Genomic DNA, 24,202 nt, shown 5'->3' with positions numbered 1-24,202 from the left:
TGAGAAAACGGCTTAATATTTTAATCAAAAATCAAGGGAAAAGAAGTGAAAAAACAGTTCCTTTTTCAAGTTCAGAATCCACAGTCAAAATGATATTATGACGCTTGAGTATTTGAGTCGTAATGAAGAGACCTAATCCTTGACCTTGAATATGTCTGGTGCGGTCACTTCTAAAAAATAAATCAAAAATAGATTCAATATCTTTTTCTGCAATTCCAGCACCTTGATCTATTATTTTTAAAAGAAGTTTTCCATTTTTTTCAGAAGCGAGAACATTAACCTGCAACGGAAAAGAAAATTTAATTGCATTGTCTATAATATTATAAAGTGCAATAAAAAGCAGATGTCTATTAGCCTGCACAGACAATAAATCTTCGTTGTTGGCAATAGCATCCAAATTTAGAGCGACTTTGACTTCAGGATATTCGATTGCTTTTTTTTCGAAAATATTCCACAAAATTTCATCAATTCGAATCGTTTCCATCTGGTCAGGTTCTGAAAGTTCCAATCCAGACAGAATAAGCAATCCGTCTAGAGTCGATTTTAAATGGAAAGTATCTTTTCTGAGCGATTTTAGAACCTCTTCGTATTCTGCATTGGTTCTCGGGTGCTGTAAAGAGACATCGATGTCGCCAATAATAAAAGTCAGCGGAGTCTTGAGCTCGTGAGAAGCATTTTTCAGAAAATTTTTCTGTATCGTAACACCGCTTTCAAGCCTTTCTAAAAGATAATTAAAGGTTGCAATAAGTTCTTTTATTTCATCTTTTCCGCTTGCAGCAGGCATTTCAAGTCTCGAATGGAGATTTTCTGTTGTAATCGTGTTTACTTTCGAAATGACGTCTTCAAAAGGTCTGAAAGTCTGTCTGGCCAAAAACCGCCCTAAAAGATAATTGAGAGCGATCCCAGCGAGATAAAAACAGAAAAAGACTAAGGCAAGAACTTCTAACTGCCGATTTCCAACATCGTCAATTCCAGAAACAACTATAATAAAATCACCTTGATTGTCTTTGTAATACAAACCGCAAAATTGCCTTTTGTCTATAATAAAATGCAGTATTTTGTTTTTTGAAATCGCTTTTAATTTTCGATCGGTTAGTTCAACAGGAACATCATCTTGCAAATACAGCTTTTTTGTTTTTGCATTATAAATTCTGATGGACTGGTTTGCAATTTTATTGTATTTCGATTCTATTTCTTGATAGCTTACACTATCAATTTTTTTAATTTCATCTTTTTCAAAATAGAAAAAAGCGGTTATTAAGGCATTGTCTTCAAGCTTTTCATAATACAAATCTTCTCTATGGCTTTTAAAAAGCAAAAAAGACCCAATAAGGACAAATCCTAAGATAAACGCAAATAGAAGAGTCGAATTTATGGCAAGTTTATTCTTGAGATTCATGAACCTTATTTTTAAGCATATATCCGGTGCCTTTTATGGTATGTATAAGCGGAAAAGGAAAGTTCTTGTCGACTTTATTTCTTAAATAATTAATATAAACATCAACCGTATTGATGCTCATATCAAGATCCATATCCCAAACAGCTTCTGCAATGGCAATTCTAGACAAAGCTGTTTCTCGGTTTTTCATAAAAAAGATCAGAAGTTTTAGTTCTCTGGAAGAAAGTTTCAAATCTTTACCATCTCTAGTGGCGCTTTGTTCTTTCATATTGATTTTGATTCCAGCATAAGATTGAAAATCTAAAACACCAGAGCTAAATTCAGTACGGCGAAGCTGAGCGTTGATTCGGGCAAGAAGTTCTTCAAATAAAAAGGGTTTGGCCAAATAATCATCGGCTCCAGCTTTTAATCCTCTCACTTTTTCCTGCGGAGTGTCAAGAGCGCTTAAAATAAGAATAGGAACAATTATTTTTCGGTTTCTCAAAACTTCGCAGACTTCAAAACCAGAAAGGTCAGAAAGCATAATGTCAAGAATGATAATATCATAAGTATTCTCCATTACTTCATTAATGGCATCAAAACCCTTGCTGACATTTTTTACCTGATACAACTGTTCTTCGAGGCCTCTTGTAATAAAAGATGCTACTCTAGGATCATCTTCAACTAATAAAACTTTGTTCATGGCTTTTGAAGTAAATTAGGTAATATAATATTCATTAGAAGTTTTCTTGGCAATTGTTTCCTGATTGTTTAATTCTAAAAGTGTATTTTCGATCATAAGAGACATAGCATCTAATGCAAGATCATTTGGCTGAACGCCAAAAGGTTCTTCCAATTCGTCTGCAATTGCTTCTAACGCAACAAAAGTATAGGCAATAAAAACAATTACGAATGGTGTAATCCATCCTAATGTTTCAACAAAACCAAATGGAAGCATAAAGCAATAAATGTAAACAGTTCGATGTAATAATACACTGTAAGTATACGGAATAGGAGTGCTGGCAATTCTTTCGCATCCGCCAACAATGTCTGAAAGTTTATTCAAATTTTCTTCAAATGCCAATTGTGCCAAACCATCAATCTTGCCTTCTTCTTTTGCCTTTTTTACCCAAAGTCCCAATTCTTTTAGAATAATGATTGGCTTAAAATGGACATCTTTTAACCTATCCCTAAAATCTGAGGAAAGCAGGCGATTTAAATCTTCACTAGCATCAGTATCTCGCAATTGATGTTTTAAAGCATACACAAAAGCAATCAGCAAATTGATAAAATTTTGACTTTCAGCTTTATTTTCTTTAGAGTTTAAAAGTGTAATGCTTTGTCTTGCAAGTGATCTGGAATCATTCAATAAAGCACCCCAGAGTTTTCTTCCTTCCCAAAAACGGTCGTAGCTCACATTGTTTCTAAAACCAAGAAATATTGCAAGCGCAATTCCGAATAAAGTAAAAATTGCAGGATTTATATGGAGATTATATTCTAGTAAAAAAGATTTGTAATAGAAAACAAGAAAAGAAAATAGAAAGAGTAAAAACAATCGCGGAATAAGCTGGGGTAAAACTGAACCTTTCCATTCGAAGAGCATTTTAAACCAGTTATCTTTTTTCTTAATAATCATTTTGCAAATAGAATTGATGCATTAAAAGTAATTAAAAGTATTTATTCTCTGTATTTTTTTAAGAGTAAATCTTTGCGCAGCAAAAAGAAAAAAAACTGAAAGAATCAGGCTTTTAAATTCGGTTTTTAATACAAAATCATTTCAGCCAATTTGATGAGTTCATTTTGAGTTTTCATATCAGAATCATTTGCAAAAAGAATTATTCCCGAATTCATTTCTGGAGAAAAAACAACATAAGAACTAAAACCTAAACTTCCGCCTGTGTGCGAAATTCGTATTGGGCCATTTTCAGGTTTGGTTATTTTCCAGTTTAAGGCAATTGCACCTTTGCGAATGTCTCCCGTAGTTGGCTGATGGCTAAGTTTGGCATCTTCATTTTTTTCATTCAAATGATATTTGATATATTTCAACATATCTGAAGTTGAAGAAGCGATAGACGCCGCAACCTGAATATCTTCCCAATCTATAAAAGGCATTTTTCTTCCTTTGGCATCATATCCAAATGCCATTGAAGCCGGAATTTTGCCATTGCCCAATAAAACTGTGTTTTTCATTTTGAGCGGAGTTGTAAATTGGTTTCTTATTAATGTTCCGAATTTTTCTCCATAAACCGTTTCCATAATATGTCCCAATAATTGAGCGGCGGTGTTGCAGTGTCTTGCCAATGCACCAGGAATTGTATCTAATTTCACTTTATGCAAATCGGTGTAAAATTGGTTTCTGCTATACTTTCTATGTACGGCATCTAATAGGTATGCAATAGAATCTGGGTTTGCTTTGGCAAAAAGTTCTCTGCTGTCTGGCATCCAATTTGGGAGGGCAGAAGTAAGATTGGCTAGATTTAACAGTGTAATTGGAGTTCCATTATATTGAAGATTTGGATAATCTTGGTTTAAGTATTTTCGAATATCATCTGTGAGGTTTACTTTTTTGTTCAAAACGGCTCTTGCTAATAATGTAGAAGAGAATGTTTTACTGTTTGAAGCCAATTCGTAAATCGTACTTGCAGTTGGCAGAATCTGCTTTTCTTTTTGAGTCGAGCCGTAATTATAAAAATATTCTTTTCCGTCTTTAATGATTCCTATAGAGAGACCAACTCTTGAACTTTCTGACATAAACGGGATCGCAGATTTGTTTACCAACGAATCTAGCTTTGTTTGGAGTTTGTTGTCTGCAGGAATTGCACTTTTTTGTGAATAAGCCATTACAATACATAGAATTAGGCTTAATGTTAGTAGAAATTTTTTCATTTTAAAAAAGCTATTTTTATGTTAGTGGTAATTCAATCTATAGGTATTAAAGCTGAGGCGAAACCAAATTGTCTAAATCTGAAAGTTTATAGAATTTAAGATCATTCAATTTCATGTATTTACAGATAAATTCTAAAGTTTCAATTTTGACCTGATAATTTTCGGTTACTTCTTTAACGGGTTTATGACCGCATAGAAGGAGAATTTTATTGTTCTTTTTGGCATAATCCAATAGTTCAAGTACATACGGAATGCTGAAATGAATATGGCTGTTGTCAATATCAAAAGCAAAAACAATTTTAGAATTATCAAAATAACTGTCCTGTTTTTCTGGGATTTCACCTCCAAATGCTCGTCCTCTAATAATTTTAAACAAAGGAGATAATGCCTGATCTAAAGAATCTGATCTTTCGCCGTACGGATAAGCAAAAGAAGTCACATTGAATCCCTTTTTTTTCATAGAAACAATCATTGGATCTATTTCTTGTTTTAAGTATTCTTTGACGTTAAATTGCTTAGTAAACTTTACAGCATTGTAATGATGATAACCATGTCCAGCGATCTCATGGCCGTATTTTTGCATTTCTAATAGTGTTTTAATTTCTGGCGCGCCAATAGAATCTATGCGGCAGACATTAAAAGTCGCTTTCCAAGCATACTTTCGCAAGGCTTGATCTGCTTCTGACCATTCGTCAACATAAGCATCATCAAAAGATAAAATTACACCCGCTTTGTATGCCGGTTTAGGGGCTGATTTCGGTTTTTTATTTTCACATGAAAATAAAGATAAGAACAATAAAAATAATACTGCTTTAGTAAAATGTATTCTCATAGATTTAGATTTCTAGCGTATAAAATATAAGATGCAATTTAATTCAAATATAGAGAATCTTCTTAATAATAGGTGTGGCTGCGAGCTAAAAAATATTGAGGTAAATTTTTAACTAAGAGATAATTATTGTAAATTTATTACGAGCCAAGACATATATTTTCATTACTAAATTTTCTTATGGTGTAAATATGAAAGTACAATCCATTTCTAATAGATTTCTTGTTTTTTTTAAAGAGAAAAAAGGAATCTCCTTTATACGAGAAAATGATAAAATTATTAGACAATCTGTTTTTACTATTTTTTTTCTCGGAATAGGAATTTGGTTTATCAAACATGAAAATTCGGAACTGAAAGAAGTCAAAAATGTAATTGCAAATGCCAGCAGTTTTTGGGTTTTATGCGGTGTCTTTTTAGCCGTTATTTATATAGCATTGCAAGCATTAATGTATTATGCTTCTTTTAAGGCGGTGCAAAGTAAAATTGCATTTGCAGATGCAGTTGTTCTCTTTTTAAAACGAAACTTTGTTAGTGTTTTTCTTCCTGCCGGCGGAATTTCGTCTTTAGCTTTTTTTACAAAACCCATAGAAAAGAAGGGGATAAAAGCAACTCAAATTCATTTTGCCTCAATTGTTTATGGTTTCGTCGGAATACTCTCTGTGATCATTGTGGCAATTCCTGCATTAATCTATTCTTTTTTTCAAGGCACTACAGGCGCTGGCGAATGGTATGCCTTTGCTACCGTGGCAGGATTAAGCATTTTGCTGTATTATATTTATGTTTCGGTTCTGGAGAGAGGATTTTTCTACAACATTATCATAAGATTTTTTCCTTCGGCCGAGGTTTTCATGGAGGATTTGAGAAATAATAGAATCATCAAAAATAAATTCCTGTTAGTTGTTTTTTATTCCGTAATGATTGAGTTTGTCGGAATCGCGCATTTATATGTAGCCATGATTGCGCTAGGATTTTCGCCATCGTTAACAGCGGCTATAATGGGCTATATTATTTCGGTTATATTTTTAATCGTTTCTCCTTTTCTTCGCGGGCTTGGAGCCATAGAAATCTCAATGAGTTTCGTATTGATACAGTTTGGCTTTCAGAACGTCAATGCGATAGCCATAACTTTTTTGTATCGTTTCTTTGAATTTTGGATTCCGCTATTGGCAGGAGCAGCATTGTTTTTATTGAGTGCCAATAAACTATTAATGCGTATTATACCTTCTTTCCTAATTTTTATATTAGGGCTAATCAATATAATATCTGTTTTGACGCCTGCTATTTCAGAACGTTTGGATGCTTTAGAAGATATAATTCCAATTTCTGCCATTAAAGTGTCCAATTATTTTGTGATAACTGCTGGGTTATTTATGCTCGTTAACGCCGCTTTTATGCTCAAAGGATTACGTACCGCGTGGTGGTTTTCTGTTTTCCTGACAGGTATTTCTGTTCTAGGAAACCTTGCCAAAGCAATAGATTATGAAGAAGCCCTAATTGCATTAATCGTTCTGATCAGTCTCATTGTAACCAGGAAAGAGTACTATGTAAAAAGCAATTCTCATTTGCAGAATGTAGGTTTTAAGACCGTTTTAATTAGCATTTCAGCTGTTTTAATTTATGGCGTTTTAGGTTTTTATTTCTTAGACAAAAAACATTTTAATATTGATTTCAACTGGCTTCAATCGATAAAATATACGCTTCAAAATTATTTTCTGATTGGAAGTTCAGATTTAGTTCCTTTGGATCGTTTTGCAAGGCACTTTCTAATATCGATAAATATCTGCGGATTCTTATCGTTAGGATTTTTGCTTTATGCGTTAATCCGTCCGTATACGATTAAAAAAGAAGCGGTTGAAAATGATTTTGCTGTAGCGAATGAGATTCTAAAGCAATACGGCTCATCTTCTTTGGATTATTTTAAAACCTATGATGATAAGACTATTTTTATTTCCAAAAATCAGAAGGCTTTTTTAGCATATCGTGTTGCAGATAATTTTGCTGTCGTATTAGAAAATCCAGTTGCAGAATCAGCTGAAGAAATGAAGCAATGCATCACAGAATTTGATGTTTACTGCTACGAAAATGGGCTCAGAAGCATCTATTATCGTGTTTCAGAAGAAAATATAGGTTTGTTTGCTTCATTGCAAAAAAAGAACTTGTTTATTGGTCAGGAGGGAGTTGTCGATTTATCGCTATTTACATTAGAAGGCGGTGCAAAAAAATCGTTGCGGAATGCAATAAGCAAAGTCAAAGAGAAAGGTTTTAAAACTACTATTTATACGCCGCCAATAAAAGATGGAGTGCTTCAGAAAATTAAAGCCGTAAGCGATGAATGGCTGGATAGCACAGGAAGAAACGAAATTATCTTTTCGCAAGGAAAATTTGACTGGGAAGAACTAAAACAGCAGACTATTATTACGGTTGATAATGCAGAAGAAAAAATTGTCGCTTTTTTAAATGTAATTCCAGATTATGCTGAAAACGAAGGAACTTATGATTTGATTCGCAAAACAAGCGATGCTCCAAATGGTATCATGGATTTTATTCTTATAGAGCTTTTTACGTATTTAAAATCGCAGGGATATGCCTCAGTAAATCTCGGATTGGCGGCAATGAGCGGAATGGAAGAAGCCACTACTTTTCCAGAAAAATCAATGAAGTTTGCTTACGAAAGAATCAAGTTTTTTTCTCACTATAAAGGTTTGCGTGACTTTAAAGAAAAATTTTCTCCCGTTTGGCATAACAAATACTTGGTTTATTCTCATGATTACGATTTGCTTCAAGCTCCAATTGTTCTGAATAAAGTTGTAAAACCGTAATTGTAGGCAGTATGAAAACAACACAATTCAATTGGGCAAAAATAGTGGCAGTAATCTGCATTTTGACTTGTGTTTCAGATTTTATTGTTGTGTTTGCATTGGGAAGCTATTATGCTGGGTATAGTCAGCTAAAAAATACTATGAGTTCTTTAGGAGCCAGCATGAGTCCGGTTTCAAATATAATTTCGATTTGGTGGATCTGCATTGGAATGATATTTATCTGCTTCGGAATTATTTTTAGAAATACATTTCATGGCCATTCTAAAAATATAAAATTAGGTTCACTGTTCATTATTCTTTATGGTTTAGGTGAAGGAATTGGTTCTGGTTTATTTAAGGCAGATAAAATTGATGGAAAGATGACCAGCTCTTTTTTGATGCACAGTTTGGCAGGAGGCGTTGGAGTTGTTGCGGCTTTAGTGCTCCCTTTGGTGCTCAGAAAAGCAATTGCAATAGAAAGAAAGCCTCAATTTTATGTTTTTTCATGGATTGTTTTTACCCTCGGACTCATAATGACAATACTGTTTACATTTCGTTTCTCTTCAAGCGAAACTAATTTTATTTCTCTTTACAAAGGTTTATGGCAAAGGCTTTTCATGCTGAATCTCTATATCTATTTTATTGTTCTTGCTATACTAATGTATGATAAGAAAATTAAGTTTTAATTTAATGCTAAAAAAGAATTATGATGGATAAAACAGCTCTAATTTTTCTTTTCGTTTTTATTTTTGGAAATAACATTTTTGCCTCAAATGCTGACACCATAAAAGTTGGTGCATTTGGAAAAGTTACATTATACAAACCCAAAACAGCGCCTAATGCAGTGGTGCTATTTATTTCTGGTGATGGAGGTTGGAATAGTGGCGTTGTAGATATGGCAAAAAATATTGTAGATCAAGGAGCTTTGGTGGCAGGAGTTGATATTCAGCATTACTTTAAAAGCATAAAAAAAGAAAAATCGAAATGTTATTATCCTGCAGGCGATTTTGAAGAATTGAGTCTGATTTTGCAGAAAAAATTAAAACTGAAGCAATATTTAAAACCTATTTTGGTAGGCTATTCTTCTGGAGCAACTTTAGTTTATGGAATGTTAGCCCAAGCGCCAGCGAATACTTTTAGCGGTGGAATTGCTTTAGGATTTTGTCCAGATATAGAAACAGATCGGACTCTATGCGATGGTTCTGGATTGACATCTCATGTTTTAAAAGCAGGAAAAGCCTATTATCTTGAAAAAACAGAAAAACTCACTGCGCCTTTTATTGTCTTGCAAGGCACAACCGATCAGGTGTGCAATTACGCAGATACAAAAAAGTATATGGATGGACTGAAGCTAGGAAAATTAATTTCGCTTTCTAAAGTAGGACATGGATTTTCTGTTACAAAAAACTGGCTGCCGCAATTTATTGAAGCTTATAAAGAAATTATAAATACGCCTAGTTACGCAAAACAGAAATCAGAACAAAATTCATTATTAAAAGAGCAGCATTTGGTTCCCCTTCCGTTTGAAATGCCTTTAACATTAATCCCGACAAAAAATAAAGACGAAAATCTTCCCGTTGCTTTTTTAATTTCAGGTGATGGCGGGTGGACAAGTTTTGACCAATCGGTTGGAGAGGCGCTTGCCGAAAGGGGAGTTGCAGTTATTGGACTTGATGCTCAGAAATATTTTTGGAATGCCAAAACGCCATCCGAAACCTCAACTTCTATTTCAAAAGCAGTCGAGCATTATTTGCAGCAATGGAACAAAAAAAAGTTTATTCTGGTAGGTTATTCATTTGGAGCATCTGTTGTTCCGTTTGCGGCTGCTAATTTGCCAGAAACTTTAAAAGAAAAACTAAAAGGTATTTATTCGTTATCGCCAGATGTAAAAGCCGATTTTGAAATTCATATTGCCGATATGTTAAGTTTGGAAAGCTCAAATGACGACTACGATGTGATTGCTGAAATAAAAAAAATCAAAGCTTATAACCCAGTCTGTTTTTTTGGAAGTGAAGAAGAATCCGAAACCCGTAAACGTTTCGCAGAATCAGATATAAAAACTGTCGAAATTCCTGGTTCGCATCATTACAACGATGATTATAATAAAATAGCAGAAAGTATTTTGAAGGAAATGAAGTAAAATGAAAACAATAAATATCAAAAGAGTTTACGATTATAGGCAAAGCGATGGCACTTATCGAATATTGATAGACCGTTTGTGGCCGCGAGGGATAAAGAAAACAGACGACCTGAATTCATTTCTTAATAATTACCCGTTTTTCAAAACGTCCATGATGGCTGATTGAAATGTCCTGAAGCGATTGGGCAGTTTTTAAATATGGAATGCCATTTTCATCTTTTATAATCTCTTTATTTTCAACTTCAATTACATTAGGTATATTTTCCCGATTTTTGACTGCAATTGTATGGATGCTTTCCAAAGAAAATATACTTTTGGTATAATACACATTTTCATTGCAAAGCACTTTCCCAAAAGCCTGACTTGAATTTAAAGAATCTAAAAAACAGCACAGCTTTTTAGGGCTGAATTCTCGTATTTTAGTCTGCCGATTGTAAATTTTGTATGCCGCTTCTTTCATGCTCCAAAGCAGCCACACCATGATTTCGGGGTAAGAATGCTCTTTAATCAATTTTTGTTCTTCAGCAGTAAAAAGCTTTTCGGCAAAACCTTTGCGCTGCCATCGGCTTTCTATCCGTGACTGCGCAAGATCTATTACATCATTACCGATCATTTTTCGGCGAGTTTGGTTTCAATGATTTCCACAGCCGTTTTTACATTAAGCATACGTTCCATATCAGTGTTGTCAATTACGACATTGAAATTTTCTTCAATGTCCAGTACAATATCAACCAGATTGGCCGAATTGATATTAAGATCTTTAATAAAATCGGTTTCTTCGGTTAGGTTTTCAAAAGCTTCTTCGTTTGCAGCAAACGGCTTGATAATTACTTTTAGTCTTGCAATAAGTTCCTGTCTGTCCATCTTAGTTTTCAAATTTTTTAAATAGTATACACGCATTTACATCGCCAAAACCAAAACTGGCTTTTGCAATTACTTTTGGGTTGAATTTAATTGTTTCTAAAAGTATTTTTGAAGGGGCAATTAGCGCAGCGATTTCAGGATGAAGGTCAGCACAGTTTTTATTTCCAAACAAAAAACCTTTATGAAGCTCCAAAACCACAGCAACGCTTTCGATACTTCCAGAAGCGCTTAAACAATGTCCCGTGAGGCTTTTTAAAGAATTAATATATGGAAAATCTGATCCATTTCGGTTCAATGCTTTTGTCCAGTTCTCAATTTCGAGACTGTCTTTTGTTGTGGCTGTCAAATGACCGTTTATTGCATCAATTTCATTCGGATTAATTCCTGCATTTTCGATGGCTGTTTTAACGCATCTTTGCACGGCTGTGCTGTTTGGAGCCGTCATAGTGCCGCCGTCTCTTTGTCCGCCAGAATTGACATTTCCGCCCAATATTTCGGCATAAATTACCGCTCCACGATCCAAAGCAGTTTCTAAGTCTTCAATGACTAAAGCACCAGCACCGCTCCCGGGAACAAATCCTGCTGCCGAAGCGCTCATGGGTCTTGAACCTTCTTCTGGTTTGTCGTTAAACTTGGAAGAACAGACGCGAAGCGCATCAAAACCTGCCCAAATATACGGACCGCTATCAGAGGTGCTTCCTGCTAGAATTCGTATTGCCTGTCCAGACTGTATTCGGTCATAAGCCATCAAAATAGCTTCTGCGCCTGTTGTGCAAGCCGAAGAATTGGTTGTAACCTGATTCCCTAATCCGATTTTACCGCCAAGATACGCGCTTACACCGCTGTTCATAGTTTGTGCAACAACTGTGCTTCCTAGTTTTCGGACTTGCAGTTCATCAATTTTATAAATGCTTTCACGAAATTTATCGATTCCTGATGTGCCTGAGCCAAAAATAGCGCCGCTGTCCCAGTCTGGATTTTCATTTAAAGGCAGTCCTGCATTTTGCCAAGCTTCCATACCTGCAATAACGCCATATAGGATTCCTGTACTATTAAATCCGCGAAGTTCCAGCTCGGTAAAATAGTGCGCTTTCAGTTCTTCAGCTATTTGAGGCTGGCCCGCAATCTGACAAGAAAATTGCAATTCTTCTAACTGAGCATCATGACGAATGCCCGAAATGCCGTTTTCCAGCGCATGAGTAAACGCAGGAATTCCAACACCGTTTGGTGCGGCAACTCCAAGACCTGTTATTACAACTCGTTTTTTCATAATTTCTTGGTTATCATTCCAGCCAAAACACCTCGGCAGACTTCTTGACCAGCTTCATTTTTCATTACCGCATTGCATTTTAATTTTCCAAAGCGAAAAAATAATTTTTCAGAAGTTACCGTTACCTTTTCATTTGGATAGACAGGTTTTAAGAACTCCATATCGGCAGAAGTAAAAGCGATCACGGTATGGGCTCCCAAATCATTTCCTAAAAGAAAAATCCCCAAACAAACCATTCCAATCTGAGCCATCGTTTCGGTTAGAATAACGCCTGGAGTTACAGGATTATCTTTAAAATGACCTTTGTAAAAGTCAAGATTCTTTTTGAATGTATAAGTTCCTGTCGCGCCATTTTCGTCTACATGAAGCAGTTCGTCAACAAACAGAAAAGGCTCGCTGTACGGAAGCTGCGAGATAATGTTGTTAAATTTCATAAGCTTTCAAATTACCATTGCAATAAAACTCTTTGTGCCGAAAAACCTGGGCCAAAACTTAGCATTAAACCTTTTTCTCCCTTTTTCGGATTTCGGTTCATAATATTTTCCAGAACGTACAAAACGGTAGCGCTCGACATATTGCCATAATCCCTGAGGATTTCTTTAGTATCATCAATATTTTTCTCCAGTCCAGCAAAAAGCGCTTCGACGGTTGTGACAATTTTTTTTCCGCCGGGATGAAATATCATGTGGTCAATATCTTTAATTTCTAGATTATTCTGTTTTAAAAAAGGATGGATAATTTCCTCAAAATGCGAAGCAATGGTGTCTGGAACTTCAATATCGAGAACCATCTGCAATCCGCTGTTGGTGAGTTTGAAGCCCATCATGTGTTCGGCATCGTAAAAATGATACATCTGTTCGTCGATAATTTCAGGACCTAAATCTTCTTCTTTCGAGGATAACAGGCAACAGGCAGCGCCATCGCCAAAAATGGCTGCGCTGACGATATTCGGCATCGAAAAATCATTCAGCTGGAAAGTTGCTGTTGGCGATTCTACCGCAATTACGGCTGCACGTTTGCCAGGATTTGATTTCAGGAAATTTTTCGCATAAATAATTCCAGATATTCCAGCCGCGCAGCCCATTTCGGTTACAGGAAGCCGAACGATATCTTGTCGCAATTTCATTTTATTGATCAGATAAGCGTCAAGCGAAGGAATCATGATTCCGGTACAGCTTACCGTGATAATGTAGTCTAAACTCTGTGGATCCCAACCTGTTTTGCCCAATGCTTTTTCGAGAACCTGATGGCCTAAAACAATCATTTCGCGACTGTAGATGTCATTTTTTTCTTCAAATGAAGTGGCAGTAAAAACCTCCGAAGGTTCCATGATAGAATACCGTTTATCTACAGAAGCTCCTTCAAATATCTTTTTTACTTTTTTGATAAAACGTTCTTCCTGACCTTCTAGCCAGACATCGACAAGCGGAAGAATTTCTTCTGTTGTTCTGGAATATTGCGGAAGCTGCTTAACAGCTGTGATTATTTTGACACTCATATTTTAGTAATTATCCATTGGTAGCGAAATGCCCATTTCCAGTTTATGGAGTAGTTTTTTAAATTTAATTTTTTAGACAAATGTTCTAATTCGTTCTTTTTGAACCCTTTTAAAATAGAGATTAATCCGTCATTGCGAGACATATCGTTGAGATTGAAAACATAGCCAATCAGTTGAAATAAGCGGTAAGCAAGTTTGCTTCGGTGCAAATCGTTTACGACAATGCCCATTGAAGCGTTTTTGTTCAGCACATCCATTATTTCTTCTATCTGATTTGTTGAAAAATGATGGAGCGTTAGGGTGCATAAAACAATGTCATATCTTAATTGGCTGAATTCTTCGCTAAAAATATCCATACAGAGATACTCAATGTTTGAAAAATCTTTTGAAAGCATCTTAGCGTAAGCAATTGTAAAAGCATTTGCATCAATGCCAACGAGTTTAAAATTCAGATTGCACTTTTTTCCATATTTTGCAAGCATTCTCAGCATATCGCCATTGCCGCAACCTATATCGGCGATTATTATCGTTTTTGAAATATCAGTTTTCCTTAAAAGTTTTTTTATTCCGTGAAGCGTTAATTTATTACCTCCAAGCAATTGATTGATTGCAGCAATCTGATCTAAAGCGCCGATCAATTCTTCGCCTTCAAGCGAAAAATCGTCCATTATTTCAATTTCTTCTGTTCTATATTTAGTGTTTACACTCATTATTCGATTGTTATGGGGCTGCCATGCGTTTGTTTGATGATGATGGAAAGTAATGACGGAATCGAAGCCGTAACAGTCGTCATTATATGCGTAAAATTTTTGTGTGTGAGCGCTTTGGCTAATAGTCTTCCAAAGAATAATCTTTTACTGAAATGTTTTTTCCATTCTTGAATATACTTTTTCTCAAATTCGCTTCTTGATGCTATCTTTCCATAATAAAAATCCAATACCAGTTCAGAAGCAATTTTAGCGCTGTGAATAGCCATTGCCATACCATTGCCGCACATGGGGTGAATCAATCCTGCGGTATCGCCAATCATTAATATGTGATTTTCTACAGGTTCTTTTTTGTCAAATGATATTTGGCTTATCGTTATTGGTTTTTCAAATAGGGAAGTGCTATTTTCAAAAACTGCTTTGAGTTTCTTATTTTTATAAAGCACAGATTTCTGATACTCTTCAATATTCTTATATTTTTTGAAAGTTTCAAAATCGGCTAGATAGCAAATGTTTATGACATCATTTTCAACTTTTGAAACGCCGCAATAACCGCCTTGAAAATTGTACAGCGCCACAAGGTTTTGATCAAAATTTCCAGCATAATGCCCTTTGACAGCAAGCCACGGCGATTTTTTAGCAATAAAATCTCTTGACAAGACCTGATCGATATTGGATCTTTTGCCAAAAGCGCCCAAAACTATTTTTGCAGAAAGAATTTCTTTGGATGTTGTTACGGTAAAAATGTCATTTTCAAAAGAAATATCCGTAACCGTTTCTGTAATAATGGTACAGCCGTTTTCGACCGCTTTTTGAAATAAAAAATGATCCAACTTATAACGGCTGACTCCGAAACCGCCCAATGGAAGTTTTGTTTTAGCGGTTTTGCCGTTTTGTGCTGTAAATTCGAAATTTGAAATTGCTGTGGGATGCAATTTTGAAACATCAATGCCAAGCCAAAATAAATAAGGAAGAATTTCATTTGAAATATATTCTCCGCAGACTTTATGTTTAGGATAGGTGTTTTTTTCTATAAGCACAACCTTCAATCCTTTTTTGGACAAGTGCAAAGCGCCTGCCAGACCAGCAAGACCGCCACCAATAATAAGTACGTCAGGATTTGTTCTCATACTACCAATTTAGTCATAAAATCTCAAACGTACTTTACTTAATTCGATAATAAATTAACAAAATTTCAACTTTTCTCTTAAAAGGCTAAAATGAATTTTATGGTAAAAAAATTAAAAGAAATTCTTTTAAAAGATAATTTTTACTTTTGCCCCAAAATAGCAGCATTCACAAATGACGGTACAAGATTTAGTAGGCACTTTTTCTATTTCAGGAAGCAATCAAGAAGAAAGCAATGAGATTACCTACAAAGGGGTTTTGACTTTGGCTTTAGACCAAAATAATCGAATTAAAGCACATTGGGTTATCAATTCTCACCTGCAAAAGGGGACAGGTTTTTTTAAAGACAATATTTTAGTGATTAATTTCAATTACAAAGGCGACGACAGCAAAACGTACAAAGGCGTTGCGGTGTACAGATGCATCACAAAAGATGTTTTGGACGGATTTTGGTCGGAGAAACACGGAAATCCGCTTTATCTAGGGAGTGAGCACTGTTTAAGAATGGAAACTACAGAACGATTAAATTAGAATAGTTTTTACTAAAGAAAAATAAGTTTTAACACATAGAAACATAGAATTTACCCTCTAGTGCAAAAGAGCAATAAAAGAAACTAGTTTCTAACACATAGAAAGCTAAACGGGCAACTTTGTCAAAGTTCAAAACTTTGACAAAGTTTAATGTTTACAGCTATGCGTTTTATAAAAGTGAAACGCCTATTTTTAAGATTTCAATAATCTATGTTTCTATGTGTTAGAAGTACGGGCACATGGAGACTGCAGAAAAACTGAAGAAGAATAAGTTTTAACATATGGAAAGCTAGTTGCCAACTTTGTCAAAGTTCAAAACTTTGACAAAGTTTATTACACAATAGAATTTGGCTGCAATTCATTATCATATTTTTCAGGATCTGAAGCTGCATATTCATTTTCGGGTTCTGGAATGACATGAATTTTAGAATCACTGATTGAAATTACAGCAGAACAGACATAAATGCCAATTTTTCCTTCGCTGTATTTAAAATCCAGTAAAGTCAGTTTTACAATGTCATTAATGGAGAGTTCATAATAATTTCCGTAGCGGATGATTTTAAAAGAAATTTGTTTTTCTTCTCCAATTTCAAACTGGTTGGTTTGAATGTTCTCGAAGATAAAATTATTCTTGACGTCTTTCTCATTAAATCCCCAAGCTCTAAACTGCACAAAACCATTCATAAAATCAATCGAAATATAATATCCCGTTCCTTCTTTGTCACATTCAATCACAAAACCTGTTTTTCCCATTCCTTCAACAGACAAAGTTCCTTCCCAGACAAAATCGTTAGAAGGTTTTTCGAAACCGTATATTTCGTAACCGCTTCGGCATCCAAAGCGCCATTTGCTTTCATTTTCTAAAACAAATTCGGCTGTTGGATTTCCTAAAATCGGCAAAGGAAGAGGAAGATCTTTTTGAAGAATGGTTTTTTTATAGAGTTTCTGCCAATAATAATAGCTCTTCAATAAAAGCCGTCCGCTTTTGTCGACATCGAGTTCTTTTGGAGGCGGAATTACGCGGTGCGTATTGACATTTCCGTCTGCGAAATAAAAATTATAGACTAAAAAATGTTTCCCTTCTTTGACAACCCTTGCGGCATAATTTCCCTGAGGCATTAAAACATTATTATGAAAAGCGCTGTATTCGCCTTTAAACTCAGGTGCAGACCAATAACGCACTTTTATATCTTCTCTGATCGATCCTAAAAGATAATGTGAGCCTTTAATTTCAAAAACACAAGGACATTCGACGTCATCATATACATACGGAATATGAAGCGGTTTCTGCAGCACAAAACCTTCTTTCTCTCTTTTGGCAACACCAATACAGCCTCTGCGGTATGTTGGTCCAGAGGCGCTTCGGGCGCAGATTAGCAAATAATCGTCACCTTTGTATTGGTATTTAAAAGGGTCGCGAAAACTAATCCATTGGCGCGGATTGTTGTTCGGGCCTTCATAATGTGGCGCTTCACTTTTAAAAGGAAGACCGTATAGATTTTCTTTCTTCCAAGCAATTAAATCGGTAGAAATGGCTCGTCCTACTTTTTGTTCAATTCCTTTATCCTGACGTTTCAAGCCAGTGTAATACATTTCGTAACCTTCGCCATCCGATTTTTTACTGATATGCATCGTCCATAGCATATCATCATCCCATTCTCCTGGATCGCCTACAAATAAGGCGTTTTTTACTCGTTTCCACGAAAGACCGTCTTTAGATACCGCGTGGGCAATATAATCGTGATTGGGAATGATTAAATGAAATAAATGATGAATTCCTTTCTCATCTATAAATACATCGACATCTCCAATTTCCCAATTGCTAAATCCTGAACCTGAATACATTTTATTGTTTACTTTTAAACTGTTAGTATATTTTTTTGCCTCAATTGCACCAATTTTTCCGAATTCTAATTTCTTGGCTTTTTTTCTAACACATAGAAACATAGCTTCACTTTGTCTAGAAAGGCATTTCACTTTAAAATAAAACACATAGCTGTAGACTTTGACAAAGTTGGCTGTTTAACTTTCTATGTGTTAGAAACTAGTTTCTTTTTTTGCTCTTTAGTTTAGATTAAAAATCTATGTTTTTATGTGTTTAAAAAAAATTATGCTCAAAGGCTTATTTTATAATCTTATAATATTTTAAACCCTCTAAAATTCCTTCGGAAGCTGAAGTTTTAGCGACATAAATGCTTTTGGTTGTTTGATACGCCAAGAGTTCTGCACTTCTGTTTCCGACAATAATTCCTTTTACTGGACCTCTAAACATATCAATATCATTTCCAGAATCTCCTGCAGCAATGACGTTGCTTAAAGGAATAGACCATTTTCTGCATAAAAACTTAATAGCATTGCCTTTGGAAGCCCTTTTTGGAATAAAATCTAAAAACTGGCCATGACTCGGAATAATATTGACCTTATACCAGCCTGTTCCTAAAGCAGCAATTAATTCGTCATGATTGTACTGTTCTTTGTCGTAATAATAGGAGATTTTATACGGATTTTGAGCTTCTTCTTCCTGCAATTTTATCCATTTAATGGCTGTTAACCTGTTTACAATATCGTCTCTTTTCCATCTTCCAGACAGAAATTTTGCCCATCCTTTGTCTAAAATATAATCCTTTCCGTTGGTGTAATAGATTTCTGTTCCGACAGAACAAATGATAAAGTCGGGCAGGGGAAATTCTTCTTCGTCAATTACTTTTTTGACCAAAGCCAGATTTCTTCCAGAAGCCATTGCAAACGCCATTTTATCGGTGCGATTGATTAAATGGGTTTTGAGTTCTTTTAAACCCGGGTTGGCCAATTTGGGTTCAATCAATGTTCCGTCAATATCGGAAACCAATAAATGATCTATTTTTCTTTTTAATCGGCTGATATTGATATTGGGATAGTGCTGTTTTTTGATTCCAGCCGAGGAGACGGACAGATTTTCGTTGATCAAATCCACATACTGGTTGACGTGGCTGATCCAGCTGTAATATTTCTGAATATTGATCGCGCCGTTATTCGAGTAATATTTCCACTGATTTTCATCGGTTAAAATATTTCTCAAAGCTTTTTTTATCTGGCTTTCTTCTTGGGGATTGACTAACTCTCCGTTCTGGCAAACTGGAATAATTTCAGAAGGCCCGCCGTTTTTTGTCACCACAACAGGAAGCCCCGAACTAGCCGACTCGATAACGGTTAAGCCGAAGTTTTCGTGCAGTGCCAAATTCACAAAAACACCTCTTTTTTCGGCAGCATAACGATAGATAATTGAAACTTCATTTTCGACATCGTGCTTTTTCGGAATGGCCATTTTTCCGTACAAATCGTATTTATCCATTAAAAGGAGCAAATCGGTAAGAACATTTTTCTCCGATTCGGGCATTTTGGCAATATCTTTTCTAATGCCAGCAAAAATGACCAGATTGGCAATACTTTGCAGCTCTTTGTCTTTTCCGTAAACTTCAATTAGAGTGTTCAAGTTTTTGTGGCGGTCAGGCCTCGAAAGTGCCAGAATAATAGGCTTGTGCGGATTGGTAAGAAATTTGGAAATGCTTTCTTGAACCCAGTATTTTCGCTGTATTTCTTCCATGTTTTTCTCAGAATCGTTTTCCTGATAGTAATAAGGAACGAATTTTCGCGTATCGATTCCGGGTGAAATGGCGTGGTATTTTCCTAATTCGAAGTTTTTGTATGCTTTGTAGGTTTCAATTTCCTGTTCGGTAGAAGTGACAATAAATTCTGCGAGTTCTAAGGTTCTTTCTTCTGCTGCAATTCGGGTTTTAAACTTAAACTTTTTTTCGAGTTCTTCTTCAGTTTCTCCGCTTTCGATTAATTTTTTCTTTTTGTAAAACCCTAAAGAATGTCCTGTATGCGCAAAAGGAATATTTAAAACGGCTGATAATTCGGCTGCGGCATAGCCTGCATCTGCATAATGGGAATGAATCCAGTCGGGGAAAATGTTGTGCTGTTTGATGTGCTGCATCGCTCCATTTACAAAAATATCAAGACCTTCCCAAAGCTGTTCTTTTGGCTTGTACTTCTTCCCCAAAAACGGAATTCGTCTTATATCCAATTTATCATTGATGATCTCGACAGGCACTGCATATTCTGGCGAAAGGGCAGGATCGTCTATTAATCTGGTAAAAAGATGAACGTGTTCTACATCTTCATGCTGGGATAAAAATTCTGCTAATTCGTAGATGTATTTGGTCTGACCTCCATTGTCTGCATCCCGTCCGATTTCTAGACCAGAACCCTTCAAAAGTCCATGTATGTTGATAAGTGAAATTCGTAATTTTTTCATCATTCTTCCTTGTATTATTTGAAAACACAAGTTACTGCGCCCATATTGATTAGGAAGAAATAATTCCAGTTTAAATTTACATAGTTCCCATGTTTGAAGGATTAAGCTAATGCTTTAACTATAAAAAAAGACTGATGGATTTGAAATAGAATAAAAAAACCGACAGGTATTAAAAATCTGTCGGGTTTGGATGTTATGTTTTTAAGAAGCATTAATTTTTATTGATTAAATTTTCAATGTCAAATATTGAAATTTCGGGGTTTCCGCCTGCCGATCCAGCGACTAAAGCTCCAGTTGCACAGGCAAAATTTAAGGCGGCTTGAGGCTCTTTCCCGTTTAAAAGAGAAGTGATCAAAGCTCCTAAGAAAGAATCTCCTGCACCAACGGTATCTTCGACTTTTACGGTATAGCCTTCATTTTCATAAAGATGCTTATCCCATAATAATAAGGCACCATCTTTTCCTCTCGTAACACAAATCGCAGTAGCATTACTTAGAGAACAGATAAAATTCATGTTTTCTTCCAAAGTATTATAAGGAGAATTAAGAGCTGCGCTGATTTCCATAATTTCTTCATCATTAAATTTGATGAAATTGGCAGATTGCATTAAATGCTGCAGGGTTTCATAATCGTAGTGTGGTTTTCGTAGATTGACATCAAAAACTTTATAAGTGTGGGTGTTAAGCAATTCGTTTAATGCTTCTCTAGAGACTTGGTCTCTGCAGACCAAACTTCCGTAAATTAAAACATCTGAATTTACTACTAATTCTCTCGCTTCTTCGTTGAGAATAATTTTGTCCCAGGCAGATGGATAAATGATTTCGTAAGTAGCCGATTTGCTTTCGTCTAATGTTACATTTACCAATCCTGTCGGAAAATAATCAGATTTTAGAATGGTATTGGTATTTAAACCTAATTTATTGACTTCGTTAATAATGGCTTCTCCATCTGCATCATTTCCGACACAGCTAATCATGGTAGAATCAACACCTAGAGCTTTCATTCGAAGAGCCACATTTAAAGGTGCTCCGCCAATTTTTTTCTGATTGCCAAAAATATCCCACAGTACTTCTCCGAAAGCTACAGCTTTTAGTTTTTTGTCGTTGCTCATTATAATTTGTCGTTGTTTTTTAATCATTAAATCGGATGAGTAGAGTTTCATCAGATTTCATAAAAATAAAAAAGAATAACGGCTTGTGCAACCTGTTTTTTATGTGAATTGCTTTTTTAAAGCTGTAAGAGATTGAAAATTAGCTTGTAAAGAGCAAATGGAAAAAGGCTTAATTTGTTTTGCAAAATCGATTTTTCTGCCTGTTTATAAGTGTATAATTTTTTTGCCGATGGTTTTTAATTATTTTTTAATAAAGTTTTAATCTTTTGCTAAGAATTCCGTTCTCGTTTATATATTTGTAACCAGTCTAAATAAGGATAAATTACAATTTTTATATGAAAACAATTTTCAAAACACTTAAAAACAATGTTTTATGTCAAGTGTTTACAGCCTTTTTGATTCTTTTGGCAGGTTCAGAAACGGCTTTTTCCCAATCTACTGTTGGTACAATTTCGGGTAAGGCTATTGTCAAAGACGGAAATTATTTACAAGGCGCAACAGTTAAAATTTCAGAGTTAAATAAAACTGCTACCACTGATTCTGATGGCACTTATCAATTAAAAAATATTCCTTTCGGGACGTATCTGGTCGAGATAAAACTAAATGGTTATGAATCGTCTCCGGCTTCGGTTATCGTAGATCAAAACAACACAGAAGTTACGCTTGATTTTGAGCTGACTTACACTTCGCAAAAATTAGAAGAGGTAATTGTAAGTTCGGGAGGAAATAGATTTGCCAGAAAAGAAAGCGAAGAAGTTTCTAAAATGAAACTGAAAAACATGGAAAATCCTCAGGTTTATACGATTGTGAGTAAGGAGCTTATGAAGGAACAGGTTATTACAGATTATAACAGCGCTTTTAAAAACGTTCCTGGTGCAGGTATCGCCGAAGTGAGAAATCAAGGGAGAACAACCAATATTTCTAGAGGTTTTGTAACGCCTCAATTGGTAAGAAACGGTGTGGGAAGTTTTACATATAATTCAATTGATCCGTCAAATTTGGAGCGTATTGAGGTGATTAAAGGACCATCGGCAACTTTGTTTGGAAGTACAATTTCTTCTTTTGGAGGTTTGTTTAATAGAGTGACCAAAAAGCCTTTCAACTTCTTTAAAGGAGAAGTTTCTTTTTCTGCTGGCGATTGGGATTTGAATCGTTTAACGGCTGATATTAATACGCCTTTAAATGAAGAAAAAACCGCTCTTTTTAGAATCAATACGGCATTGCATAGCGAAAGAAGTTTTCAGGATGCAGGTTTTAATAAAAGCTTTTTTATTGCGCCAAGCTTTTCTTATGAAGTAAACGAAAGATTGACTTTACTAATTGATGCCGAATTTAGCGCCTCAAAAGGAACGTCTCCAACACGATTAACGCCTTATACAAAAGCTGATGCTAAGGCTCATAGCATAGAAGAACTTGGAATTCCGTATAATCTTTCATTTGCCAATAATACAGTAAATTATACAGGGCAGCAGTATAATATTTTTGCCCAGTTAAAATATAAAATTTCAGACGAATGGACTTCGCAGACTATCGTTTCGCGTACGAGATCGTCATCAGAAGGTTATGTGGTGGCTTTGACGATGTTGAGCAATGAAACTTTGAGACAGCAGGTTACCAATCAGGATTATCCGTATTACGGAACCGATATTCAGCAGAATTTTAACGGTGATTTTAAAATAGGAAAATTGCGCAATAGAGTAGTGGCAGGGCTAGATTTTTACAGTCTTCGCGCAACGCGTAATGATGCAACGGTAAATATGCCGGCACTTAATTTTAGGAAACCTGGCGATGCTTACAATAATTTTACAATCAATAAAATTGAGCCTTTATTTGTAAATGCTACTTACACTAATATGGTGTCAAACAACGAAAGAACGTACAGTGCTTATGTGTCAGATGTGTTGAATGTGACGGATAGATTGTTGGTAATGGGAGGTGTAAGAGCCGATCGTTATATCAACAAAGGAGTATATTATCCGAGCCGTGATTCTATTGCTGGAAATTACAATCAGACGGCGTTTTCTCCTCGATTTGGTGCAGTTTACCAAGTGGTTAAAGAAAAAGTTTCTGTTTTTGGAAATTACATGAACGGGTTTAACAATGTTGGGGGATCTGATTTTTATGGAAATACTTTTAAACCAAATCAGGCGAATCAGTTAGAGGGTGGAGTTAAGCTTGACTTTAATAAAATCAGTGCTACTTTCAGCTATTATGACATCAAAGTGACAAATATTACGCGTGATGACCCTGATCATGTAAACTTTCAAATTCAGGACGGAACGCAATTGAGCAAAGGTTTTGAAGCCGAGCTGATTGCCAACCCGATCAAAGGTTTGAATATTGTGGCGGGGTATACTTATAACGACAGTAAATACACAAAAGCCAATCCGAGCATTAATGGTTTGAGACCTACAACAGCGGGTTCGCCAACAACTGCCAATCTTTGGGCAAGCTACAGATTGACAGAGGGCGCAGCTTCTGGTTTTGGATTTGGTTTTGGAGGAATTTATGGAAGCGAGTATTACCAGACCAATACTTCGACATTCAAGTTCAGCATTCCTTCTTATACGGTTTTAGACGCTTCTGTATTTTATGATAGGCCAAAATTCAGATTAGGTTTAAAAGTAGATAATCTTACCAACGAAAAATACTGGTCATATCGTTTAGCGGCTCAAAACCCAACGAGAGTTACAGGAAATATTACGTTTAAATTCTAAAATACAATTCATCATTTAAAATGATATTTCTACATTTGGATTTTATTG

Annotated in this window: 21 protein-coding genes; 6 read left to right on the top strand and 15 right to left on the bottom strand. The window is 35.5% G+C overall.

Annotated elements, in window-relative coordinates:
* Positions 1 to 31: 31 nt before the first annotated feature.
* From N4T20_RS16765 to N4T20_RS16745, 5 genes are all read right to left on the bottom strand, one after another.
* Positions 32 to 1,399 carry a sensor histidine kinase gene (locus N4T20_RS16765; RefSeq protein WP_260670267.1) on the bottom strand — a complete coding sequence of 456 codons (1,368 nt, stop codon included), beginning with the start codon at positions 1,397 to 1,399 and terminating at the stop codon, positions 32 to 34.
* The gene (locus N4T20_RS16760; protein WP_260670266.1) at positions 1,383 to 2,081 is read right to left on the bottom strand and encodes a response regulator transcription factor; all 699 of its coding nucleotides are present in this window, start codon (positions 2,079 to 2,081) and stop codon (positions 1,383 to 1,385) included. The genes N4T20_RS16765 and N4T20_RS16760 overlap by 17 nt, the downstream gene beginning before the upstream one ends.
* Before the next feature lie 15 nt (positions 2,082 to 2,096).
* Positions 2,097 to 3,014, bottom strand: a complete 918-nt coding sequence (locus N4T20_RS16755; RefSeq protein ID WP_260670265.1) for a bestrophin family protein — start codon at positions 3,012 to 3,014, stop codon at positions 2,097 to 2,099.
* Between the two features lie 125 nt (positions 3,015 to 3,139).
* Positions 3,140 to 4,264 carry a serine hydrolase domain-containing protein gene (locus tag N4T20_RS16750; protein WP_260670264.1) on the bottom strand — a complete coding sequence of 375 codons (1,125 nt, stop codon included), beginning with the start codon at positions 4,262 to 4,264 and terminating at the stop codon, positions 3,140 to 3,142.
* 46 nt (positions 4,265 to 4,310) lie between these two features.
* On the bottom strand, positions 4,311 to 5,096 hold the full coding sequence (locus N4T20_RS16745; protein WP_260670263.1) for a polysaccharide deacetylase family protein: 786 nt from the start codon (positions 5,094 to 5,096) through the stop codon (positions 4,311 to 4,313).
* 188 nt (positions 5,097 to 5,284) lie between these two features.
* Here N4T20_RS16745 and mprF point away from each other — a divergent pair, with 188 nt between their 5' ends.
* The 4 genes from mprF to N4T20_RS16725 are packed head-to-tail and all read left to right on the top strand — an operon-like array spanning position 5,285 to position 10,197.
* Positions 5,285 to 7,912 (top strand): bifunctional lysylphosphatidylglycerol flippase/synthetase MprF, encoded by a 2,628-nt coding sequence (gene mprF / locus N4T20_RS16740; protein WP_260670262.1) that lies wholly within the window; start codon positions 5,285 to 5,287, stop codon positions 7,910 to 7,912.
* 11 nt (positions 7,913 to 7,923) lie between these two features.
* Entirely contained in the window at positions 7,924 to 8,577 is a 654-nt protein-coding gene (locus tag N4T20_RS16735) for a DUF998 domain-containing protein (protein ID WP_260670261.1), read from the top strand.
* A 20-nt stretch (positions 8,578 to 8,597) separates the two neighbouring features.
* Positions 8,598 to 10,031 carry an AcvB/VirJ family lysyl-phosphatidylglycerol hydrolase gene (locus tag N4T20_RS16730; RefSeq protein ID WP_260670260.1) on the top strand — a complete coding sequence of 478 codons (1,434 nt, stop codon included), beginning with the start codon at positions 8,598 to 8,600 and terminating at the stop codon, positions 10,029 to 10,031.
* Between the two features lies 1 nt (position 10,032).
* Positions 10,033 to 10,197 (top strand): DUF488 family protein, encoded by a 165-nt coding sequence (locus N4T20_RS16725; RefSeq protein ID WP_260670259.1) that lies wholly within the window; start codon positions 10,033 to 10,035, stop codon positions 10,195 to 10,197.
* Here the strand turns inward: N4T20_RS16725 and N4T20_RS16720 are convergent.
* The 7 genes from N4T20_RS16720 to N4T20_RS16690 are packed head-to-tail and all read right to left on the bottom strand — an operon-like array spanning position 10,147 to position 15,500.
* Positions 10,147 to 10,644, bottom strand: a complete 498-nt coding sequence (locus tag N4T20_RS16720; protein ID WP_260670258.1) for a 4'-phosphopantetheinyl transferase superfamily protein — start codon at positions 10,642 to 10,644, stop codon at positions 10,147 to 10,149. The genes N4T20_RS16725 and N4T20_RS16720 overlap by 51 nt on opposite strands.
* Complete coding sequence (locus N4T20_RS16715; protein WP_260670257.1) at positions 10,641 to 10,895, bottom strand: acyl carrier protein; 255 nt, start codon at positions 10,893 to 10,895, stop codon at positions 10,641 to 10,643. The genes N4T20_RS16720 and N4T20_RS16715 overlap by 4 nt, the downstream gene beginning before the upstream one ends.
* Position 10,896: 1 nt before the next feature.
* On the bottom strand, positions 10,897 to 12,165 hold the full coding sequence (locus N4T20_RS16710) for a beta-ketoacyl-[acyl-carrier-protein] synthase family protein (protein ID WP_260670256.1): 1,269 nt from the start codon (positions 12,163 to 12,165) through the stop codon (positions 10,897 to 10,899).
* Positions 12,162 to 12,599, bottom strand: coding sequence for a 3-hydroxyacyl-ACP dehydratase FabZ family protein (locus tag N4T20_RS16705; protein WP_260670255.1), 438 nt, complete (start codon positions 12,597 to 12,599; stop codon positions 12,162 to 12,164). The genes N4T20_RS16710 and N4T20_RS16705 overlap by 4 nt, the downstream gene beginning before the upstream one ends.
* An 11-nt stretch (positions 12,600 to 12,610) precedes the next feature.
* Positions 12,611 to 13,663 (bottom strand): type III polyketide synthase, encoded by a 1,053-nt coding sequence (locus N4T20_RS16700; RefSeq protein ID WP_260670254.1) that lies wholly within the window; start codon positions 13,661 to 13,663, stop codon positions 12,611 to 12,613.
* Entirely contained in the window at positions 13,660 to 14,373 is a 714-nt protein-coding gene (locus tag N4T20_RS16695) for a methyltransferase domain-containing protein (RefSeq protein ID WP_260670253.1), read from the bottom strand. Before N4T20_RS16695 ends, N4T20_RS16700 begins: the two co-directional genes overlap by 4 nt.
* Positions 14,373 to 15,500 (bottom strand): NAD(P)/FAD-dependent oxidoreductase, encoded by a 1,128-nt coding sequence (locus tag N4T20_RS16690; RefSeq protein ID WP_260670252.1) that lies wholly within the window; start codon positions 15,498 to 15,500, stop codon positions 14,373 to 14,375. The genes N4T20_RS16695 and N4T20_RS16690 overlap by 1 nt, the downstream gene beginning before the upstream one ends.
* A 172-nt stretch (positions 15,501 to 15,672) precedes the next feature.
* On the opposite strand from N4T20_RS16690, the gene N4T20_RS16685 reads away from it, so the two are divergent.
* Positions 15,673 to 16,029 (top strand): hypothetical protein, encoded by a 357-nt coding sequence (locus N4T20_RS16685; RefSeq protein ID WP_260670251.1) that lies wholly within the window; start codon positions 15,673 to 15,675, stop codon positions 16,027 to 16,029.
* Positions 16,030 to 16,362: 333 nt separating this feature from the next.
* On the opposite strand, the gene N4T20_RS16680 is transcribed toward N4T20_RS16685, so the two are convergent.
* The 3 genes from N4T20_RS16680 to N4T20_RS16670 form a co-directional block, all read right to left on the bottom strand.
* On the bottom strand, positions 16,363 to 17,976 hold the full coding sequence (locus N4T20_RS16680) for a glycosyl hydrolase family 32 (RefSeq protein ID WP_260670250.1): 1,614 nt from the start codon (positions 17,974 to 17,976) through the stop codon (positions 16,363 to 16,365).
* A gap of 175 nt (positions 17,977 to 18,151) precedes the next feature.
* A complete protein-coding gene (locus N4T20_RS16675; protein WP_260670249.1) occupies positions 18,152 to 20,329 on the bottom strand; it encodes an HAD-IIB family hydrolase in 2,178 nt (725 codons plus the stop codon).
* Positions 20,330 to 20,537: 208 nt separating this feature from the next.
* A complete protein-coding gene (locus N4T20_RS16670; RefSeq protein WP_260670248.1) occupies positions 20,538 to 21,437 on the bottom strand; it encodes a carbohydrate kinase family protein in 900 nt (299 codons plus the stop codon).
* A 335-nt stretch (positions 21,438 to 21,772) separates the two neighbouring features.
* Between N4T20_RS16670 and N4T20_RS16665 the strand changes: the two genes are divergently transcribed.
* On the top strand, positions 21,773 to 24,154 hold the full coding sequence (locus N4T20_RS16665; protein ID WP_260670247.1) for a TonB-dependent receptor: 2,382 nt from the start codon (positions 21,773 to 21,775) through the stop codon (positions 24,152 to 24,154).
* Positions 24,155 to 24,202 lie beyond the last annotated feature (48 nt).

Origin of the sequence: Flavobacterium sp. TR2 (assembly GCF_025252405.1) — a bacterium.
Lineage (GTDB): Bacteria > Bacteroidota > Bacteroidia > Flavobacteriales > Flavobacteriaceae > Flavobacterium.
Note: the sequence above shows the minus strand (reverse complement) of the source record. Positions and strands in the feature narration are given on the sequence as shown.

Bases quoted from the DNA above. Each gene is read 5' to 3' on its own strand.
- N4T20_RS16675 (WP_260670249.1), bottom strand. From the start codon at position 20,329: ATGATGAAAAAATTACGAATTTCACTTATCAACATACATGGACTTTTG.
- N4T20_RS16670 (WP_260670248.1), bottom strand. From the start codon at position 21,437: ATGAGCAACGACAAAAAACTAAAAGCTGTAGCTTTCGGAGAAGTACTG.
- N4T20_RS16760 (WP_260670266.1), bottom strand. From the start codon at position 2,081: ATGAACAAAGTTTTATTAGTTGAAGATGATCCTAGAGTAGCATCTTTT.
- N4T20_RS16695 (WP_260670253.1), bottom strand. From the start codon at position 14,373: ATGAGTGTAAACACTAAATATAGAACAGAAGAAATTGAAATAATGGAC.
- N4T20_RS16705 (WP_260670255.1), bottom strand. From the start codon at position 12,599: ATGAAATTTAACAACATTATCTCGCAGCTTCCGTACAGCGAGCCTTTT.
- N4T20_RS16665 (WP_260670247.1), top strand. From the start codon at position 21,773: ATGAAAACAATTTTCAAAACACTTAAAAACAATGTTTTATGTCAAGTG.
- N4T20_RS16690 (WP_260670252.1), bottom strand. From the start codon at position 15,500: ATGAGAACAAATCCTGACGTACTTATTATTGGTGGCGGTCTTGCTGGT.
- N4T20_RS16710 (WP_260670256.1), bottom strand. From the start codon at position 12,165: ATGAAAAAACGAGTTGTAATAACAGGTCTTGGAGTTGCCGCACCAAAC.
- N4T20_RS16735 (WP_260670261.1), top strand. From the start codon at position 7,924: ATGAAAACAACACAATTCAATTGGGCAAAAATAGTGGCAGTAATCTGC.
- N4T20_RS16730 (WP_260670260.1), top strand. From the start codon at position 8,598: ATGATGGATAAAACAGCTCTAATTTTTCTTTTCGTTTTTATTTTTGGA.
- N4T20_RS16765 (WP_260670267.1), bottom strand. From the start codon at position 1,399: ATGAATCTCAAGAATAAACTTGCCATAAATTCGACTCTTCTATTTGCG.
- N4T20_RS16725 (WP_260670259.1), top strand. From the start codon at position 10,033: ATGAAAACAATAAATATCAAAAGAGTTTACGATTATAGGCAAAGCGAT.
- N4T20_RS16685 (WP_260670251.1), top strand. From the start codon at position 15,673: ATGACGGTACAAGATTTAGTAGGCACTTTTTCTATTTCAGGAAGCAAT.
- N4T20_RS16750 (WP_260670264.1), bottom strand. From the start codon at position 4,264: ATGAAAAAATTTCTACTAACATTAAGCCTAATTCTATGTATTGTAATG.
- N4T20_RS16700 (WP_260670254.1), bottom strand. From the start codon at position 13,663: ATGAGTGTCAAAATAATCACAGCTGTTAAGCAGCTTCCGCAATATTCC.
- N4T20_RS16745 (WP_260670263.1), bottom strand. From the start codon at position 5,096: ATGAGAATACATTTTACTAAAGCAGTATTATTTTTATTGTTCTTATCT.
- N4T20_RS16755 (WP_260670265.1), bottom strand. From the start codon at position 3,014: ATGATTATTAAGAAAAAAGATAACTGGTTTAAAATGCTCTTCGAATGG.
- N4T20_RS16715 (WP_260670257.1), bottom strand. From the start codon at position 10,895: ATGGACAGACAGGAACTTATTGCAAGACTAAAAGTAATTATCAAGCCG.
- N4T20_RS16720 (WP_260670258.1), bottom strand. From the start codon at position 10,644: ATGATCGGTAATGATGTAATAGATCTTGCGCAGTCACGGATAGAAAGC.
- N4T20_RS16680 (WP_260670250.1), bottom strand. From the start codon at position 17,976: ATGTTTCTATGTGTTAGAAAAAAAGCCAAGAAATTAGAATTCGGAAAA.
- mprF (WP_260670262.1), top strand. From the start codon at position 5,285: ATGAAAGTACAATCCATTTCTAATAGATTTCTTGTTTTTTTTAAAGAG.